This is a genomic window from Capnocytophaga sp. oral taxon 412 str. F0487 (assembly GCF_000271925.1).
GTDB classification, from domain to species: domain Bacteria; phylum Bacteroidota; class Bacteroidia; order Flavobacteriales; family Flavobacteriaceae; genus Capnocytophaga; species Capnocytophaga ochracea.
Window position 1 is genome coordinate 67,202 of the sequence record NZ_AJZR01000022.1, and the last position, 18,424, is coordinate 85,625.

Annotated in this window: 15 protein-coding genes and 1 tRNA gene; 4 read left to right on the forward strand and 12 right to left on the reverse strand. The window is 37.6% G+C overall.

Features of this window, described 5'->3' with window-relative positions; all coding sequences use genetic code 11:
- Positions 1-22: 22 nt before the first annotated feature.
- From HMPREF1321_RS03390 to HMPREF1321_RS03400, 4 genes are all read left to right on the forward strand, one after another.
- On the forward strand, positions 23-2,116 hold the full coding sequence (locus tag HMPREF1321_RS03390) for a carboxy terminal-processing peptidase (protein ID WP_009421352.1): 2,094 nt from the start codon (positions 23-25) through the stop codon (positions 2,114-2,116).
- 219 nt (positions 2,117-2,335) lie between these two features.
- Positions 2,336-3,391, forward strand: coding sequence for a heparan-alpha-glucosaminide N-acetyltransferase domain-containing protein (locus HMPREF1321_RS03395; RefSeq protein ID WP_009421366.1), 1,056 nt, complete (start codon positions 2,336-2,338; stop codon positions 3,389-3,391).
- Position 3,392: 1 nt separating this feature from the next.
- Positions 3,393-3,527, forward strand: coding sequence for a hypothetical protein (locus HMPREF1321_RS12325; RefSeq protein ID WP_009421344.1), 135 nt, complete (start codon positions 3,393-3,395; stop codon positions 3,525-3,527).
- 230 nt (positions 3,528-3,757) lie between these two features.
- Positions 3,758-3,830, forward strand: a tRNA-Gly gene (locus HMPREF1321_RS03400).
- 58 nt (positions 3,831-3,888) lie between these two features.
- Here HMPREF1321_RS03400 and HMPREF1321_RS03405 read toward each other — a convergent pair.
- The 12 genes from HMPREF1321_RS03405 to htpG all read right to left on the reverse strand — a co-directional run bounded on the left by HMPREF1321_RS03405 (position 3,889) and on the right by htpG (position 17,811).
- Entirely contained in the window at positions 3,889-4,431 is a 543-nt protein-coding gene (locus tag HMPREF1321_RS03405) for an RNA methyltransferase (RefSeq protein WP_009421328.1), read from the reverse strand.
- Position 4,432: 1 nt separating this feature from the next.
- Positions 4,433-6,631: a RelA/SpoT family protein gene (locus HMPREF1321_RS03410; RefSeq protein WP_034575613.1), complete on the reverse strand. Its 2,199-nt coding sequence runs from the start codon at positions 6,629-6,631 to the stop codon at positions 4,433-4,435.
- A 30-nt stretch (positions 6,632-6,661) separates the two neighbouring features.
- Positions 6,662-7,438 carry a 3'-5' exonuclease gene (locus tag HMPREF1321_RS03415; RefSeq protein ID WP_009421326.1) on the reverse strand — a complete coding sequence of 259 codons (777 nt, stop codon included), beginning with the start codon at positions 7,436-7,438 and terminating at the stop codon, positions 6,662-6,664.
- A 51-nt stretch (positions 7,439-7,489) separates the two neighbouring features.
- Complete coding sequence (locus HMPREF1321_RS03420) at positions 7,490-7,780, reverse strand: ATP-dependent Clp protease adaptor ClpS (protein ID WP_009421335.1); 291 nt, start codon at positions 7,778-7,780, stop codon at positions 7,490-7,492.
- Between the two features lie 289 nt (positions 7,781-8,069).
- Positions 8,070-8,720, reverse strand: a complete 651-nt coding sequence (locus HMPREF1321_RS03425) for a potassium channel family protein (RefSeq protein ID WP_009421322.1) — start codon at positions 8,718-8,720, stop codon at positions 8,070-8,072.
- A gap of 3 nt (positions 8,721-8,723) precedes the next feature.
- Complete coding sequence (locus tag HMPREF1321_RS03430; protein ID WP_034575618.1) at positions 8,724-10,052, reverse strand: TrkH family potassium uptake protein; 1,329 nt, start codon at positions 10,050-10,052, stop codon at positions 8,724-8,726.
- A gap of 11 nt (positions 10,053-10,063) precedes the next feature.
- Positions 10,064-10,933: a mechanosensitive ion channel family protein gene (locus HMPREF1321_RS03435; RefSeq protein ID WP_009421327.1), complete on the reverse strand. Its 870-nt coding sequence runs from the start codon at positions 10,931-10,933 to the stop codon at positions 10,064-10,066.
- A 138-nt stretch (positions 10,934-11,071) separates the two neighbouring features.
- Entirely contained in the window at positions 11,072-12,541 is a 1,470-nt protein-coding gene (guaB, locus tag HMPREF1321_RS03440) for an IMP dehydrogenase (protein ID WP_009421372.1), read from the reverse strand.
- 138 nt (positions 12,542-12,679) lie between these two features.
- Positions 12,680-14,227, reverse strand: a complete 1,548-nt coding sequence (locus HMPREF1321_RS03445) for a sialidase family protein (RefSeq protein ID WP_009421390.1) — start codon at positions 14,225-14,227, stop codon at positions 12,680-12,682.
- Between the two features lie 95 nt (positions 14,228-14,322).
- The gene (locus HMPREF1321_RS03450) at positions 14,323-14,895 is read right to left on the reverse strand and encodes a PhnA domain-containing protein (RefSeq protein WP_009421356.1); all 573 of its coding nucleotides are present in this window, start codon (positions 14,893-14,895) and stop codon (positions 14,323-14,325) included.
- 116 nt (positions 14,896-15,011) lie between these two features.
- Complete coding sequence (locus HMPREF1321_RS03455) at positions 15,012-15,749, reverse strand: EthD domain-containing protein (protein ID WP_009421387.1); 738 nt, start codon at positions 15,747-15,749, stop codon at positions 15,012-15,014.
- A gap of 178 nt (positions 15,750-15,927) precedes the next feature.
- Positions 15,928-17,811 carry a molecular chaperone HtpG gene (htpG, locus tag HMPREF1321_RS03460; protein ID WP_034575620.1) on the reverse strand — a complete coding sequence of 628 codons (1,884 nt, stop codon included), beginning with the start codon at positions 17,809-17,811 and terminating at the stop codon, positions 15,928-15,930.
- Positions 17,812-18,424: the final 613 nt, after the last annotated feature.

Consider the following 18,424-nt stretch of genomic DNA (forward strand, 5'->3'; position numbering starts at 1 on the left):
ATTATTAAAAAACAATTTTAGAATGAAAAATATTTCAGCAGTATTATTTTTATTATTTATTTCATTTGCGTCTTGTAGTTTTACAAGTAAGAAATTTGACAATCCAGATAAAGACAAGGATAGAGTGCTTTTGGACATTGTACAACACGTACTGGAAAATGCGCATTTTAGTCCGATAAAAATGGACGATGCTTTCTCTAAGAAAGTATTTGACAGTTATTTGAATAATATTGATGGGCAGAAGCGTTATTTTCTACAATCGGATATCAACGAGTTTAAAAAGTACGAAAACCGTTTGGACGACGATTTGAAAAACGGAGAAATTGCATTCTTCAATCTTTCTTACGAACGCCTCAAACAACGTATGAAAGAAGCAGAAGCAATTACCAAAGCTATCTTTGCTAAACCTATCAACCTGAATACCAATGAAACGATTAATACCGACTATGAGAAGTTGCCTTTTGTAAAGAACAAAGCTGAGTTACAAAACCGCTGGAAACAAGTAATTATTTTCACTACGCTTTCTACTTATATCACTAAACAAAAGGAAGAAGCGAGCAAGAAAGAAAAGGACGCTAAATATCAGCCTAAAACCAATGAGGTACTGAAAAAAGAATCGATAGAAGCTACTCAAAAGACATTGGCTGATATGTTCAGTATGTACAACGACATCACTCGTGAAGAGTGGTTCAGTATGTTTGTGAACGCTATTACTGAGACTTTCGACCCCCACTCCAACTATATGGCACCAGACATCAAAGAAGGTTTCGACCGAGATATGTCGGGTAAGTTTGAAGGTATAGGGGCACAATTACAAAAGAAGACTGATGGAATTGCTATTACCAATGTGATTTTGGGAGGGCCAGTATGGAAAGGTAAACTCCTTGAAGTAGGCGACCAAATCCTAAAAGTAGCACAAGGAGCCGGTGAGCCCGTAGATGTAGTAGGAATGCGTTTAGACGATGCGGTAAAACTTATTAAAGGACCTAAGGGCACTGAAGTACGCCTTACCGTAAAACGCGTAGACGGCACAATAGAAGTAGTGTCTATCATTCGCGATGTGGTAGAGATTGAAGAAACTTATGCCAAATCGGCAGTGATAACTGCTAATGGTAAACGCTATGGACTTATCAACTTACCTAAATTCTATATTGATTTTGAAGATGTAAACCAACGCAATGCTGCAACTGATGTGGCTCTTGAAATAGAAAAGCTCAAAAAAGAGAATATAGACGGGCTTATTGTAGATTTACGTACCAATGGAGGGGGCTCCTTAAAAACAGTAGTGGATATAGGAGGTTTATTTATTCCTAAGGGGCCTATTGTACAGGTAAAATCGTCACGCGGAAGTCGTGATGTGCTCTCTGACAACGACCCTAAAACACAATGGGACGGTTCGCTGGTAATCCTTACCAATGAGCTTTCGGCATCAGCCTCAGAGATTTTGGCAGCGGCTATGCAAGACTACAAACGCGCTATCATCATAGGTGGTAAACAAACCTTTGGTAAAGGTACCGTACAAAGTTTTGTAGACCTTAATAGTTTCTTGCGCCAAAACAATTACGGCGACCTTGGTGCTATAAAAATTACGATTCAGAAGTTCTATCGTATCAACGGAGGGTCTACCCAGCTAAAAGGTGTAGAAAGCGATATCGTAGTGCCTGATAAATACAAATATATTGACATAGGCGAACGCGATATGCCCAACGCTATGCCTTGGGATAAAATAGAGCCTGCTAAGTACACTCCTTGGACTAACAATGCTAACTTTGATAAGGCAATAGAAAACAGCAAAAAACGTATCAGTGAAAATCAATACTTAAAGCTGATTGACGAAAACGCTCGATGGATAAAACAGCAACAGAAAGACAATGTTTTTCCTCTCAACTACGAAGCTTACAAAAAAATAATTGAGAAAAACGAAGAGCAATCTAAAAAGTTCAAAGCAATTAACGATTATAAATCTAACTTGAAATTTAGTTCAGTGGCTTCTGATGAGGCTAAAATAAAAAACAGTGAAGACCTAAAATTACGTCGTGATCGTTGGCACGAAAGTCTTGAAAAAGATGTATATATAGACGAAGCTGTGAAAGTATTGGAAGATTTGAACAAATAAGACAATAAGTAATACATTATAAAAACATTGGCAGAGCGAGGAGCTTTGCCAATGTTTTTATTTTGGGTATATGGGAAATTTGTTATACCTTTGCACTACATTTTGTCTGTTACCTAAATAGAAATGCGTTTTAAGATACTTAGTATTATATATAGAAATAAGAACCACCCCCACTACAAAAGGAAAAATAGACCATAGATAATAGACTATAAAAATATAATGAAACAACGACTGATATTTATCGATGTAATACGCGCTTATGCCATCTGTATGATGTTACAAGGACATTTTATCACCGCTTTACTTGCTGAATCATACTGTGACGAAAATAACCCTTACTATCATATTTGGCATTATTTCACAGGTATTACCGCACCTGTATTCCTTACCATTTCAGGCTTTATCTTTACCTATTTGCTCATTCGAGAAGGCGAACGCAGTGGTGTAGGACTCAAGAACCCACGTGTGAAGAAAGGAGCAAAACGAGGATTAATGCTTATAGCAGTGGCGTGTATTTTGCGGAAAAGCATTTATTTCGTAGATATTTTGCATTGTATAGGGTTAGCTCTCATCATAATGGTGGGGCTCTACTTATTAGCCAGAAATCACGTGAGGCATTTCCTTCCTACAATGCTTATCGGCATTACTTTACTACTTTTCACCTTCAACGAGACCTATAACCAATATGAATACTCTTGGTTACCCCAAGTAGTAGCCAATTACTTCACTCCGAAATACGGTACTTTCTTTACTATTTTTCCGTGGTTAGGCTTTGTAACCTTAGGAGGCTTTATGGGATCGCTATTTTACTATTACAGAAACACCAAACACTTATATACAGTATATACACTACTACTTATTGGCATCGGAGCCATTTTTCACTTCCAATATCACACATTTCACTTCTTATACAGCATTACAGGGTGGGGACACTTTGAAAGTTTAGCACGCAATGGCTTTCTTTTTTTGAGAATGGGTGACACTCTTTGGACATTTGCTGTGTTTGTAATCTTACGAAATGTACTTACTGCCCATTTTTTACAACGTATAGGGCAAAACACCCTTTCTATTTACATCATTCACAGTATTGCGCTCTATTACTTTATTCCATATTTCAACTTAGATTATTATCTTCATAAAAGCTTAAACCCTACCCAAGCTGTGATAGGTGCTATTGCCTTTGTGATAGGTATTTTAATTCTTTCATTCTATTATCACAAAGTCAGCAAGTATATAAAAGAAAAATATTTAAGCAAGAAAACCATTGAGAAATAAAATGACAACCATAGAAATCTTTACCAACAGTCCGAAAATGTATGGAGCTCCTATCAGTATTGCAAGTTCCACAATGAAAATCAGTCATAAAGAACTTGTTTCGCTACTTTTAGAAAGTTTAGCTACTTATAAATAAAGATAAAAATCAGTATAAATATACATTTAAAGACTTTACATAAAATTTTATCTTCATTCGTTTGTCTTTATCTTTATCAGAAGAAAAGTAATGAGAAAAATAATCATTGATTTATAAGTCTTTACTTTTTTATTTACAGAAAATACAATAAAAAAGTTTTAAAAAATTTGGAATATAATAGCAAATGCCCGTATATTTGCACTCGAAAAATTATTTATATCATTGTAATTGCGGGAGTAGCTCAGTTGGTAGAGCGTCAGCCTTCCAAGCTGAATGTCGCGAGTTCGAACCTCGTCTCCCGCTCTACAAAAAAAGCCTGATAACAATATGTTATCAGGCTTTTTGTTTATCATTTCTATTTTTATAACATTATATGCTTCTTGAGCTTCATTGCTAACTCCCAAATAGCAATTCCTGCACTTACCGAAATATTCAGAGAATGTTTAGTACCATACTGTGGGATTTCTATCACCTCATCAGAAGCTGAAACCACTTCTTGTTCCACTCCTTTTACCTCGTTGCCAAAGATAATAGCATATTTTTGCTTTCCGTTAGGCTGAAAATCATTCAGCATTGTGGAATTTTCAGCTTGCTCAATGCTAATAATATAGGCACCTTGCTCTTTTAGCTTTTCTACTGCCGAAAGTGTATTTTCTTCATATTCCCACGCTACACTATCAGTCGCACCCAAAGCTGTTTTGTGAATCTCTTTGTTTGGAGGAGTGGCGGTAATCCCACAGAGGTATATCTTTTCAATTAAAAAAGCATCGCAAGTGCGAAAAACAGAACCTATATTGTTCAAACTTCTCACATTATCCAAAATTACTATTAAAGGTGCCTTTTCTGCCTTCTTAAATTGCTCAATATCCAACCTATTGAGCTCACTATTTGCTAATTTTCGCATATTAGAGTCTGTTTACTTTATCTACTCCTTTAATGTTCTTAATATCTTGCATCAATTTCTTTAAAGTAGCATTATTGTTGATAGAAATAGAGACTTTCCCGCTGAATACATTGCCTTCGGTATCAATATTAATGTTGGTAAGTTTTACAAATTTGCTATCCAAAATCACTTTTGAGATATCGCTGATGAGTCCATCGCGGTCAATACCACTAATTTTAAGACTCACTTTGAAATCTCTTTCATCAGATTTTACCCATTTGGCTTGAATGATACGATAAGCGTAATTCGATTGCATCGAAATAGCATTCGGGCAAGTTTTTTTGTGTACTTTCACCCCTTCGTTGATAGTAACGAACCCAAAAATGGGATCACCAGGGATAGGATTGCAACATTTTGAAAAAGTATAGTCTAACGATTCTTCTTCTTTGCCAAACACAATGCTATCATAGTGAACGTTGGGCGAATAAATGGGTTCGTCGATAGTTTTTTTTACTGCTTTATTTTTGAATAAGCCAAAGAAAGACGTGCGATGCGATACAAAGTCTTTCAGCATTTGGTTGCTGATTTCTCCCGTGCCTGCTTGATAGTAAATATCTAAGCTCGTCTTTGTTTTGAAGTAACTCACCATCTCATTCATCACTTCTTCGTTGAGAGTAATCTTCAATTGTTTTAATTTTCGTACTAAAATCTCTTTTCCTTCGGCGGCGACAGTTTTTGTCTCTTCTTTTAAAGCATTTTTTATCTTACTACGTGCTTTGGCTGTGGTGGCATAGTTAAGCCAGTTTTTAGTAGGTTTTACATTTTCGGCAGTGATGATTTCCACCGTTTCGCCACTCTTTAACACATAGTTTAAGGGCACTAATTTATTGTTTACTTTAGCTCCCCGCGTTTTTAAGCCCACTCCTGTATGGATATAAAAAGCAAAATCTAAGGGTGTTGCGCCTTTCGGGAGGGATTTTATCTCGCCATTAGGGGTAAAGACGAAAATCTCTTTGGAATACAAGTTGAGTTTGAAATCTTCTACAAAGTCCACCGCATTTGCCTCGCTGTTTTCAAAGATTTCTTGTAACCTATTAAGCCACATTTCGATGCCTTCTTCTTTTTGGTCGCCGTGTTTATACTTAAAATGGGCTGCATAACCTTTTTCGGCGATTTCGTGCATACGTTCGCTGCGTATTTGCACCTCTACCCATTTGCCTTTTGGACCCATTACGGTAATGTGTAAGGCTTCGTAACCTGTAGATTTGGGTGAGGAAATCCAATCGCGCAATCGGGTGGGATTGGGACGGAAGTGGTCGGTAACAATAGAGTATATTTTCCAAGCCAAAAACTTTTCTTCGGCTGGTTCACTTTTATAGATGATGCGAATCGCAAATTTATCGTAAACTTCTTCAAAACTCACGCCTTGCGATTCCATTTTTCTGTAAATAGAATAGATTGATTTGGGTCGCCCTTTGATGGAATAATCAATTTTTTGTTGCGTCAAAGAAGTTTCTACGATTTTGGTAAACGCTTCAATGTATTCCTGTTGTTCTTCTTTGGATTCCTCCATTTTGTTTAGGATACTATTGTAGCGTTCGGGGTCAGTGTATTTAAGGGCGAGGTCTTCTAATTCTGTTTTGATGTTATACAAACCAATGCGGTGAGCAATAGGTGCATAAATATAGAGTGTTTCCGAAGCTATTTTGGCTTGTTTATAGTCTGCCATCGAATCCATTGTTTGCATATTGTGGAGTCTGTCGGCAATTTTTATGAGAATCACACGCACATCGTCATTCATTGTAAGAAGGAGCTTTCGGAAGTTCTCGGCTTGTAAAGAGATGTCATTTTCACGGCTCATACTCGAAATTTTGGTAAGTCCTTCTACAATATGAGCTACAGTTTTACCAAAAAGCCGTTCCATATCTTCAATCGTATAGTCGGTATCTTCTACTACATCGTGTAACAAAGCCGACGCAATGGCTATGGCGTCTAATCCTATTTGTGAAGCGACAATTTTAGCTACGGCAATAGGGTGAAAAATGTAAGGTTCTCCGCTTTTTCGGCGTTGGTTTTTGTGTGCATCAACAGCGGTGTCAAACGCTAAGCGAATGAGCTTTTTATCTTCATCACTCAGGGTTTGATAGCTGATACGCAAGAGTTCTTTATACTCACGCGCAATGGCTTTGTTTTCTTCTTCTAAGTCGATGTTTGTTTCCATAGCAAAAAACAAAAGAGGTTTTTCAAAAATCTATTTAATAGTAGCCGATAATTTGCGGAGTTTGATAGCCGTAAGGATTTTTTTGGTATACAACGGGAAGTCGGCACCGAGAAGCCAACCAAAATATCCTGGTTCTTCGTCAAAAATATCTTTTACACGTTTACCTTTGTGTTTCCCAAAGGTAAAGATTTCTTCGCCTTTGTCATTATAACCAATAAAACCAGCAAAGTCGGCTATTTGTTTGCGATAAGTAAACTCGCTGAGCTTTTTGATGTTGTTCTCTAAGTTGTCATAACGGTCGAGCTGGGCTTTGAGGATTTCATAAGTGGCATTGGTATCTGCCGAAGCCGTATGCGCATCAATAAGGTCTTTACCACAATAGAATTTATAGGCTGCCGAAAGGGTGCGCTGTTCCATTTTGTGAAAAATAGTTTGTATATCTACCGATACGCGGTTTCCCAAATCAAAATCTACTTCGGCACGCAACATTTCTTCGGCAAGCAAAGGAATATCAAAGCGGTCGGAATTGTAGCCAGCAAGGTCGGAATCTTTTATCATATTATGGATTTGCTTGGCAAGCTCTTTAAAAGTAGGTTCCCCTGCAACGCGTTCATCGGTAATGCCGTGCACATCTGAGGCAGCTTTGGGGATAGGAATAGTAGGGTTTACCAACCACGTTTTGCTTTCTTTATTGCCATTGGGGTAGACTTTTAAGATAGATATTTCAACAATGCGGTCTTTGATAATATCGATACCCGTAGTTTCAAGGTCAAAAAAACAAATAGGTTTTGATAGTTTTAGTTCCACGATTTTAGTGAATAATTAAACGTTAAAAACAAATAATTTAGAATAAAAAAATTATGCTTCTTCTATTTCAGCAGAGAGTCCCGCATCAAGAAGTGCAGTGCAGAGCGGTTTTAGAAAATCATAACTTCCTGATTTTACATCGCACTTTCCTTTGAAATGCACAATAATAGCGCATTGCTCGGCTTGTTCAAAGGTGTGATGACAAACCTTTACTAAGGTATCGATAACGTGGTCGAAAGTATTGACATCATCATTGTATAAAATGAGATGACATTCATCTTCCAAAAGTTCCATTACATCACCTTCGGCAAAAGTTTCTTCTTGATAATTATTTCGTAACATAATTTGTTTTTATGATGATACAAAAGTACAGCAAATAAATGAATTGTGCAAATGCTTAACCAATATAATAAAATTTTACTCAAAAACGCCAAAAGAAAGTGTTTTCTTTTAGCATTTATCTTTTTCTCGTCATAGCATTACTATCAGATATGATACATTTATTATTATTTGAATCCATATACTCTTAATTTAAATTATAAATCATTCTATTATCTTCCATAATAAACATTGCTCATATAATCAAAAATATTACTTCTGTAAGCTATTTTTTAGCATAAAAAAGCTTTTTTTATACTACTCTATCAATTACATTGGTATTGGAGAGTATAACTAAAAGGTCGTCTTTGTTAAGTTTGACATTCGGGTCGGGGGTTACGTTCATTTTGCCATCGGAATGCTTTACTGCCAAAATATTTATCTCATACTTATGTCGCAAATTGAGTTCCATTAACGATTTTCCTATATAGCTCTTAGGCACTTTTACTTCGTAGATAAAATAATCTTCGGCAAACTTAAAATATTCTATAATAGTGGGTCGCAAAACGGAATAGGCTACTTTTTCACCCATTAATTCCTCTGGGAATACTACTTGCGTAGCGCCTATTTTGTATAAAACCTTTTCTTGGGTGTGGTTTACAGCCTTACAAATGACGTTCTTCACCCCCAAATCCTTCAACTGCAAAGTAATAAGGATACTCGCCTGAATATTATCGCCTACGCTCACAAAAGCAGTGTCGAAATCGTCTTTCACTACGTTTTTGAGCGCAATTTCATCGGTAGCGTCCAAAATCACAGCTTCATCGATGATATTTTCATTGAGGGCTTGCTTGATAACACTCTCACGAGAATCTATTGCTAGCACAGTGGCTTTGTTTTTATAGAGTGTTTTGGCTACCGATTTGCCAAACTCCCCTAATCCTATGACTAAAAAATTCTTCATAATCTATCCTATTAAAATATTTTCTTTTGGGTATTTGTAATTTCCTTCAGCACGTGGTCTCGATAAGGCGAGTGCAATGGTAAGCGGTCCTACCCTGCCTAAAAACATTGTAAATATCAAAATAAATTTTGAACTATTGCCTAATTGTGAGGTAATTCCGGTAGAAAGTCCGCAAGTGCTGAATGCCGAAATGAGTTCGAAAGCTATTTTTGTAAATTCTAAATCGGGTTCTAAGGCTGTGAGTATTACAATCATTGTAAGCACATACATCATCGCAATAAACACGAGTGCTGAGGCTTTATTAAAGAGTTTCCAAGAGATGCGTCTCTTAGAAAATTCGATGTAGTTCTTATTGAGTAATGCTGTTTTAATACCGAGAAATAAAATGCCAATAGTAGTAGTTTTCACGCCAGAACCTGTGGAGTTTGGCGATGCCCCTATAAACATAAACGTTACGCAAAAAAGAATGGTGGCACTGCTTAAATGCTCCAACGGAATCGTATCGAAACCTGCTGTACGCAAACTTACAGAGTGAAAAAAGCTAATAAGCATCTGACCAAAGAAAGTTTTCCCATAAAGTGTGTAATAATTTTTATATTCTAAGGTAAAAAATAAGAGCGTACCTGTAACGAGCAATATTATTGTCATCAAAATTGAAAATTGTGAGTTAATATCGAGTCTTCGTCTCTTTTTTCGCAGGTATTCATAGGCTTGAATAATGGTTGTAAAGCCTAAACCACCAAAAATAACCAAAAAAGCGATGATAATATTCACAAAAGCATTGTAGGTATAACCTTCGAAACTATGAGGGAACAAAGAAACGCCTGCATTACAAAAAGCCGATACCGAGTGAAACACTGAAAAGAATAACGCTTTTCCGAAAGGGAAATCTTGAATGAAAGAAACAAACAAACACAGTGCTCCCGTAGCTTCAAAAAGCAAAGTAATATACACCACACGCTTTGTTACGGCATAAATATCGTAACTTTTGTTGTGATTAAGCCCTTCGGCTACTATTTTTTTAGTATAAAAACCAATACGTTTAGCAATAAGCAACACCAAAACAGAGGAAATAGTAAGCACTCCCAATCCGCCAAACTGAATAAGCACTAATAAAATGAGTTTTCCGTAAATAGTAAAGGTCGCACCTATATCTATCACCGAAAGACCCGTAACGGTAACCGCCGAAGTAGCTGTAAAAAGTGCTTCGAGGAAAGAAATATCTTTCTGAGGCGTATGTGCAAAAGGCATCATCAAAAGCAAAGCTCCTACGACTATTAAGCCGATAAACGAAAGCATTATAAGGTTATATGGGGATATTCTTTTTAACATTGGGTTCAATTTTATTGTTTATACATCTGAATGGTACGAATAGGAAATGGTATATTTATATTATGTGTATCAAAACACTTCTTGATAGCCATTATAGCTTCTGATTTATACAGAAAAGACTCAGAAAGTTTCTTGGAAGGAATAGTAAAATACACAATAAAATTGATAGAACTATCAGCAAACTCAGTATAATAAAAAGAAATGGTAGTATCAAGCTCTTTTTGTTTCATCATCTGCCGAATGGTAGTTTCAGTAAGCATTTTCACCTGCTCCAAATCCGATTCATAACCTACGCCACAAGTAACTAACACATTGGCAGTATCACTTTCAGAATAATTTTTCATAGGATTGTCTACTATAAGCTTATTGGGTATCGACACATAGTTCCCGTCAGCCATTTTAAGCTTGATAGTACGCAAATTTATATCTTCAATAGTTCCTGTATAGCCCATAGTTTCAATTTGATGCCCTATGCGAATGCTCTTGCTAAAAGATAAGGTAATGCCTGAAAAAGTATTGCTAAGCGTGCCTTGTAAAGCCAAACCGATAGCTAAACCTGCTACTCCTGCTCCTGCCAAAATGGTTTTGAACATATTTTCGAGGTCTAAAATATTTAGCGAAAACATAAAGAAGGTAATAACTACCAACACAGAAATAATATTGCCAAGCATTATGCGTGAAGAAGGTTTTACACCACGCTTTTCTAAGATACGAATGGCTATTTTTTTGATAAGTCTAGAAAGATAAAAACCTAAAATAAAGACTAATAAGGCTATAACGATATTAGGTGTTTTATCGATGAAGAGTTGAATCCATAGATGTATTTTTTTAGTGAATACTTCTATAATATTAATGTAATCATTTACTATTCCGTTTTCCATTGAGTCTAATAAGTTTGTTTTACCAAATGGCAAAAGTACAAAATATATTGCTGATACGCACTTTTTTGCTATTTATTACATAAATGAGGCTGTCTAATCTTTTCAGACAGCCTCATTTTTGGAAGTTTTATTTGTTTATTAACGTGAATAATTAGGAGCTTCTTTGGTGATGGTAATATTATGGGGGTGGCTTTCGGTAATTCCGCTTGCAGTGATGCGCACAAAGCGACTCACGGCTTGCAACGTTTCAATATCCTTGGCTCCACAGTATCCCATACCTGCGCGCAAGCCTCCGATGAATTGATGCATACTTTCTTGTAGTTCGCCTTTGTATGCCACGCGCCCTACAATGCCTTCGGGGACAAGTTTTTTGATGTCGTCTTCTACATCTTGGAAATAGCGGTCTTTACTACCTTGGTTCATCGCTTCTACCGAGCCCATACCGCGATAAGATTTGTATTTTCTACCTTCAAAAATGATAGTTTCCCCCGGTGATTCCTTAGTGCCAGCAAGCAGAGAGCCAAGCATCACACTATTGGCACCTGCGGCGATGGCTTTTACGATATCGCCGGTGTAGCGAATGCCTCCGTCGGCAATCACAGGGATTCCTTTGCCTTTAAGAGCGTTTGCAACGTTCATCACCGCTGATAATTGAGGATAACCCACGCCTGCCACCACTCTGGTAGTACATATAGAGCCTGGACCTATGCCTACTTTCACTGCATCGGCGCCATTTTCGGCTAAATAAAGGGCAGCCTCGGCAGTGGCAATGTTTCCTACCACTACTTCTAAGTCGGTAAACTTGCCTTTTACGGCTTTAAGAGCGTTCACCACGCCTTTTGTATGTCCGTGAGCTGTATCAATAACTACGGCATCAACTCCTGCTTGTACAAGAGCTTCGGCGCGGTCTACTACATCGGTAGTAACGCCTAAGGCTGCTGCTACGCGCAAGCGTCCTAAGCTATCTTTGTTAGAAATAGATTTTTCTTGCAAGTTGGCAATGTCTCGGAAAGTAATAAGACCTACTAATTTGTAGTTTTTATCTACTACGGGGAGTTTTTCTACCTTACTGCGTTGTAAAATACCCTCAGCTTCCTTCATAGAAGTGCCTTCGTTGGCAATCACAAGGTTTTTAGAGGTCATTACTTCAGTTATCGGGCGATTATTATCGTGTTCAAAGCGCAAATCGCGGTTAGTTACAATGCCTTTTAAGATTCCGTTAGCATCAACAATGGGGATACCGCCAATATTGTTTTCTTTCATACAGCGTTTTGCATCACTCACCTTGCTGTTTAAGGGAAGCGTAACAGGGTCAATAATCATACCGCTTTCGGCACGTTTTACTTTGCGTATTTGTTTGGCTTGCTCCTCAATAGTCATATTTTTATGGAGCACCCCTATGCCTCCTTCACGTGCCATAGCTATAGCCATAGCAGTTTCGGTTACAGTGTCCATAGCCGCTGAGATAATAGGCACATTTAGGGTGATATTACGGGTAAAACGTGAGGTTATCGACACTTCGCGAGGTAATACCTCAGAATAATTGGGGATAAGAAGGACATCATCATAGGTAAATCCTTCATTAATAATTTTATCTTGGAAATTCATTTTAAAAAAGAGAATTTAGTTGCGTGCAAATGTACTTCTTTTTTTATATACGAAGCAAATTTTTCGAGTATTTTAAATCAAACAAATAGAGACGATATAAAGAGTATCGTCTCTATTAAGGTTACAAATTCTTTTGCTTTACTTGATAAACTCTTTGATAGGCACTTTTTGGAAGTATAAATCTCCATCACCTTCGTAAAGAATACCTATGTATTTATTATCTATTACCGTAAGACAAGAATAGCCCATAGCTGCTTGCTCATACAACAATACTGAAGGTAGTTTATACCAAGTATTACCTTCATCATCACTAACTTTGATAGTCATATTTACTCTGTTCTTTGCATCATTAGGATTAGAGAAGAATAAATACTGTTTACCTTTTTTGTCTTTATAAGAAACGATACTTGCCATACAATTGGGCTCGGTGAGGGCTGCGCGAGAGGTGTTGTGCTCTATCCACGTTTTGCCCATATCGGCAGTAACTGCTACTGAACGCCCGTGATAGTTATCAGAAAGCTCATAATTAGAGCGATTGCGGTCGTCGCGCATATTGAGCATTAACGTACCATCAGAGAGTTCTACCACTTGCGACTCGGTAGTGTGTGATTTGGCTCCTGTACCTACGTGCCACGTCTTGCCGTGGTCTTTACTGTAAATAATAGTAGAATGAGGCACTTGATCTTTATCCTTAAACTGACCTGCAAATACCAAGGTACCATTGCTCATAGAGATACCTCTGCCAGGTCCTTGAAAAAAGAGTCTCCATTCGGGATTTTTGATTTGAGAGGTGATATTAATAGGTTCACTCCACGTTTTGCCATCGTCTTCACTTTTTACTACTACTATTTGTCCTGTTTCCTCAGGATTCATTCCACTTTTAGAGCCCCACCAACTCATTGTTTGAGGATCTAAGCCGTGCTGCCACAAGCCCATCACCCAAATAGTATTGTTTTGCTCATCTACCAAAACTGCAGGATCTCCCACTCCATTAAGACGGTTAGGTTTTCCTCCCCATTCGCCCATATCAATCACTTTTTTCATTGGCTCCCACGTCTGTCCGCCATCAGTACTGCGACTCATTCCCACATCGATATCTTCTTGCAAATCCTTGCAGTTGTTGTAACGATTGTCGTAAACGGTTATCAGCGTACCCTTATTAGTGGTTACAAGCCCTGGTATACGGTAGCATTCTATGCCGTCTTGTTTACGCTGACGAAGAGCAATAGCAAAACGCTGTCCTTCTTTTTTAGCATTATTAAGCGTGAATTTAGCCTCATTAGTGGTGAGTTTTATCTTTGATAAGTAGAGTTTTTGTAAGAGGTTTGGTTTTTGAGTAGTACGGGCAGAAACCCAAACAAAAAGGGTATCATTAGTAGCTTTGAAATTCCCTTGTAGTTTGGTATTACAACTGAGATTCGAAGTTTTAGCAAAAAGTGTTGCTTGTTCTCTTTTAGCGTTAGCACCTACATAAACAGAGAGTTCTGAAAGGTTAAGTTTTTTACTTTTGAACTGCAAAGAGAGTTCTTTTACCTCTGTTCCTTGCTTTACAGGCAGTACAAATGAGGTAACAGGATTATCTTTATCAGTAGCCAAAGGCATTTGGGCTTGAGTAAAAGTCATTCCTTTTTGGGCATAGCCAAAGCTAAGGAAGCATAATGCAAGAATGGTAAATAGTTGTTTCATTTGTTAATTTATTGATTTAGAGATTGATTATTAATATTATAGACTTTGTCAAAGTTAAAGACTTTGACAAAGTTGTGATGTAAACTCATACAATATTATGCCTTTTTCACGTATTGAGTGAGGATAACGATTTGTTGTCCATCAACTTTGCCTTCTATATATTCAGCATTTTCGGGGTCGAGAGTGATTTTGCGCACAACAGTACCTTGTTTAGCTGTCATACTAGTACCTTTTACTTTCAAGTCTTTGATAAGCACAACGTTATCACCATTAGCGAGTACTGCTCCGTTGCTATCTTTGTGAATTACCTTTTCGCTCTCTTCCAAATGGTCGTCGGAAGCCTGGGCAAAAGCCAATTCTTCCTCATCTAAATACATCATATTGAGAAGGTCGAGCGACCAGCCTTCGTTTTTGAGTCGGTTGAGGAGACGCCACGCCATTATCTTTACAGGGCGGTGTTCGCTCCACATACTATCGTTGAGGCAACGCCAATGGTTGCTATCCATCGTTTCGGGATTTTGTATTTGACTAAGGCAAGTACCACATACCAAAAGGCTATCATCTGTACTTTCGTTTCTAGCGGGAGGCACTGTATATACACTTAGGCTTTCAGTAGCTCCACAGAGCTCACAACAATTACCACTACGAGATTTTAGTTCTTGTAACATCTTAATTTAATTTGTCGTTTTTCAATTAATTAATTGTGCAAATATAAAAGTTTTTCTCTGAACTACAAAAAAAGAGGCACGAGCTACAAGCTCGCGCCAGCGTGTGATGATTTTTATTATAAAAACTCTACTTTTAAATAATTGATTTTACCTTCTGAATTTAGTTTTGCTGTATCTTTACCTTTAAAGGCAAAGAAAGTACCATCTTTTCGTTTTCCTGAGACAGCCCAATGAGTTTCAAGAGTATTTTCAGTAACTTTAATTGTTTCCCAAAGATGTTTTGTAGTTTTATTCCTTTCAAAGAATTGTTTAAAAAAAGTAATTACTGCAGTTTTACCTTTCATTTGTGAACCATCGGCACTTAACATTGTAATATCTTCAGAAAACAAAGCTATTAACTTATCAAAGTCTGCTACACTATTTCCTGCATAATCTGACAAATAGAAATACTCATCAAGAACTGTCCAACTCTTAACTTCAAAAGGTAATTTATCAAATATTCTTTCCTCAGTACCGAGCCACATTACGGAGTTTGCCATATCTACAAATTTGAGTTCATCGGCACGGAGGTCGGCTAAGGCTTTTTGCCCCTCAGGAGTGTTGCGGGCTCTGAGAAAATCGTCTTTACTTTCATACCACAATTCACCCATAGCATCAAAGGTAAAAGGGAGGGTTTCTCGCTGTGTAGACGATTTTTCATCAGTAGGTTGAAAAGGAAATGTTTTAGCATAATCCTTTATCAGCAGGGCTTCTTTATAGTTTATTACTTTTTGAGAATGTGCTTCCCATAGTTTTATAAATTCTTCTGTGCTAAGATGCTGTTTCTTGCGCACAAACATTATAATCTTAAACATATCAATATAAGTTATCAGAATAATTAAAAGATTGTAAGGAATTTTACAAAACGTTTCTACAAAACATATTGTAAAAATACCTGACTATCATTATATTCAACTTTGCCAAAGGTCGTAGCACGACAAGCTACTAAAACCTTTAGCAAAGTGTAATGGTGTTCATTTACTAATTTACTAATTAGCTCATTTCCCAATTTCTCTTTACAAAGTCGGCAAGTTCTTTACCTTTGAGGAGACCTTGTGAGAGTCGTGCTAAATCAAAGGCTTGCTTGATGAGAGCTTCTTTGGCGGGTTCACCTTCAGCTTTCATAATAGCACCAACTAAGGGAGAATTGCTATTTACCACTACGTGATACACTTCGGGGAAGCCTCCCATAGCGAACATACCACCTCCTCCGGTAGCACTCATTTCCTTCATACGGCGCATAAACTCGGGTTGATTGATAACGAACGGCGTATCATCGCTGTCTAAATCTTCTAACTGCACCATATAGCCTTCTTTAGGGATTACTTTCTCGATTTCGGCTTTTAGCGTGTTTTTCTCTTCGTCGGAAAGTTTGGCAATAATAGATTCTTCTTTTTGTATCAGCTTAGCTACAGGAGCAGCATCTACACGGGTAAAAGTAAGTTTCTCATTATCACCTTCTAACTTCTGTATCAAGTGCGATACAATAGGGCTATCCAATAACAACACTTCGTAGCCCTTTTCTTTGGCTTGCTCAATAGCTGTGTATTGCTGTTCTTTATTTTGAGCATATAACACTACCAAAGTACCATTTTTGTCGGTTTGTTCAGCTTTTATTGCTTCTTTTAGTTCTGCCAAAGTGTAATACTTGCCATCGGTAGTGGGGTACAACATAAAATCGGCTGCTTTTTCGTAGAATTTATCATCGGTAAGCATACCATATTCGAGCACTATCTTGATGTCGTTCCACTTGTTTTGGAAGTCGTCGCGATTATTAGTAAAGAGTGATTTTAGCTTATCAGCTACCTTACGAGTGATGTAATTAGCAATCTTCTTTACATTACCATCGGATTGGAGGTAAGAACGCGATACGTTTAGCGGAATATCTGGCGAATCTATCACCCCTTTGAGCATTGTTAAGAACTCGGGTACTATACCTTCGACGTTATCGGTAACAAATACTTGGTTTTGATACAACTGTATGCGGTCTTTCTGTAACTGCATATCGTTAGTGAGCTTAGGGAAATAGAGAATACCAGTAAGATGGAACGGATAATCTACGTTTAGATGAATGTAGAAAAGAGGTTCATCGAACTGCATTGGGTAGAGTTCGTGATAGAACGCCTTATAATCCTCATCTTTCAAATCGGCTGGTTGTTTCGTCCAAGCAGGATTAGGGTTATTTACAATATTATCAACCGTTACATATTCCGTTTTATAGTCGTCAGGGGCATTTTCAGGACGAGGTAACGGCTCTTGTTTCGTACCAAATTTAATTGGGATAGGCATAAAGCGGTTGTACTTGCGCAATAACTCTTCGATACGAAAGTCTTCCAAAAACTCAGTAGAATCATCGGCGATGTGCAAGATAATTTCAGTACCGCGTTCGGTGCGTAGGTCGGTTTCCTCTAAGGTAAATTCAGGACTACCGTCGCATACCCAGCGCACGGCTGGAGCATCGGTATAGGATTTGGTGATGATTTCCACTTGTTTGGCTACCATAAAAGCAGAGTAGAAGCCCAATCCAAAATGACCTATCACTCCGGCGTCTTTGGCAGTATCTTTATATTTCTCCAAAAACTCCTCAGCTCCTGAAAAGGCAATTTGGTTGATGTACTTTTCGACCTCTTCAGCGGTCATACCGATACCTTGATCGATTATATGGAGGGTTTTATTGTCCTTATCGACCTTAACTTCGATGATAGGGTTACCATATTCCACTTTTGCCTCGCCTATAGTAGTGAGGTGTTTCAGTTTAAGGGTTGCATCGGTAGCGTTGGAGATGAGTTCACGTAAGAATATCTCGTGGTCGCTGTACAAGAATTTTTTAATAAGTGGAAAGATGTTTTCCACAGAGACGTTTATATTTCCTTTCATTTTTATTTAGTTAAGAAGTAAGAGATAAGAGGTAGGACTCGTTTCTCTTAATTTGTTATTTACTAGGGGGAATATAGCGAAAAGAGTACCAAAGTAGGAGGAGGTGACAAAATGGCAGGTGCGAGGTCGTACGGTATTTTAATTAGCAAATTAGAAAATTAGAAAATTAGAAAATTAAAGAGAGTTTATAGAAAAGACGGTGCGAGACGAACAAATGACGAACAAATGACGAACAAATGACGAACAAATGACGAACAAATGACGAACAAATGACGAACAAATGACGAACAAATGACGAACAAAAGACGGTGCGAGCCGCACGGGCAGATAAACAAATGACGAACAAAAGACGAACAAAAGACGAACAATGAACGAACAAAAGACGAACAAAAGACGAAGAATAAATGGTGATAAAATAAAGGTAAGATGAAGATATAATATATCAAGTTTTAACTTTGCCAAAGTTTGAAATTTTCGCAAAGTGAGGACAAATATTTTGCAAAGTGTTGTTCAATAAAGGTTTTTTCCTATCGATGTTGATAAAAAGAGGTTACTTAGTTTTTTTATTCCTGTAAAAATACTGTACCTTTGTCCGCTGAATACAAAACCTTAC